The organism is Pontibacterium sp. (genome assembly GCF_041587635.1).
Lineage (GTDB): Bacteria > Pseudomonadota > Gammaproteobacteria > Pseudomonadales > Balneatricaceae > Pontibacterium.
In genome coordinates, this window is record NZ_JBFGYC010000704.1 from 1 (window position 1) to 1,683 (window position 1,683).

The 1,683-nt window shown below is 46.2% G+C and carries 2 protein-coding genes; both read left to right on the forward strand.

Features of this window, described 5'->3' with window-relative positions:
• The coding region (locus ABYW01_RS20955) for a type II secretion system protein GspD (RefSeq protein ID WP_372836495.1) at positions 1–368 on the forward strand (368 nt) is incomplete at its 5' end.
• A 175-nt stretch (positions 369–543) separates the two neighbouring features.
• Positions 544–1,677, forward strand: a complete 1,134-nt coding sequence (wecB, locus tag ABYW01_RS20960; RefSeq protein ID WP_372836497.1) for a non-hydrolyzing UDP-N-acetylglucosamine 2-epimerase — start codon at positions 544–546, stop codon at positions 1,675–1,677.
• The last annotated feature ends 6 nt before the right edge of the window (positions 1,678–1,683 follow it).

The following is a 1,683-nucleotide window of genomic DNA, read 5'->3' on the forward strand; positions in this document are numbered from 1 at the left end:
GAAATAATGTTGTTGCATTGGAGCTAAGCCAAGTAATCAGCAACACTTCCGATGACGCAATCGCTGGTATCAACTCTCCTGTAATCTCTCAGCGCTCGTTTAAAACCAGCCTTCTGGTTGGGGATGGCCAAACTGCAGTTGTGGGTGGCCTGATCAGTGAAAACAATACAAAGGGCAACTCCAAAGTGCCTGGAGCCGGGGACCTTCCGGTGATCGGTAACCTATTCAAATCGGAAACCCAGGGCAGAGACAAAACAGAAATCGTGGTGATGATAACACCACGTATTATTCGCGACACCGAAGCATTGGACCAGCTCAGCCAACAACTGACACAGGGAATGGAAAGGCTGCTGCCCATGGGCAAATAAACCAACGGAAAACGTGATGATGTTTATACATCAGCAGCCTATATTTTTAACCAATTTGTATGTCCTATCGTCATAAAGTAGGACTTGGGAATACTACTCACTTCTTAATGGCCTTAAGAAGATTTGAGTAAATTTCACTCTCCTCACGCATTGATAGGAATAAAGGATTTTCATAATGAAAAAAGTGCTCACCGTTTTTGGCACACGCCCTGAGGCCATCAAGATGGCTCCTTTGGTACACGCATTAAAAGCAGACGATCGTTTTGAGTCTGCGGTTTGTGTAACCGCTCAACACCGAGATATGCTGGATCAGGTATTGGCATTATTCAAAATCACGCCGGAATTTGATCTTGATATCATGAAGCCTGGTCAGAATCTGAATGAGGTTACGTCAAGAATTTTGACTGGCATGAAGCCAATTCTCGAGTCATATAAACCTGATGTTGTATTGGTACACGGTGACACTGCGACTACTTTCGCAGTATCGCTAGCTGCCTACTACGAACAGATTCAGGTAGGTCATGTAGAGGCAGGTTTGAGGACAGGTGACCTCTACTCGCCTTGGCCTGAAGAGGCTAACCGTAAGCTGACAGGTGTTCTAACCAATTATCACTTTGCTCCAACCGACACATCCCGTAACAACCTCCTACGGGAAAATATTGACGGTGAAAATATTACGGTTACCGGTAACACGGTTATCGATGCCCTCTTTTGGGTTAGGGATAAAATCCAAAAGGATACCTCGCTTAAAGCGCAGTACCAGAAAGACTTCCCATTCACACTGTCAGGCAAAAAAACTGTACTTGTAACGGGACACAGACGAGAGAGCTTTGGCGATGGTTTCGAGCGCATCTGCCTTGCGTTGAAGCAAATTGCTTTAAAACACCCTGACTCTCAAATCATCTATCCGGTTCATCTGAATCCGAATGTTCAAGAACCCGTTATGCGCCTACTGAAGGACGTTGACAACATTCATCTGATAAAACCTTTGGATTATCTCCCCTTCGTCTATCTAATGACGACCTCACATCTGATTCTGACTGACTCTGGTGGTATACAAGAAGAGGCACCTTCACTCGGAAAACCCGTTCTGGTTATGCGAGATACTACAGAACGTCCTGAAGCAGTCCAGGCCGGCACAGTGAAGCTTGTTGGCACCGATGTCGAGACTATTATAAGTGAAGTCGACCTTTTGCTCTCAGACAACCAGGCTTACGAAGATATGAGCCGTGCCCACAACCCGTATGGTGACGGCAAGGCAGCGGAGAAGATCGTCAAGTTGATGCTTCGACAGGGTTGGCCGTCGTAGCGATCA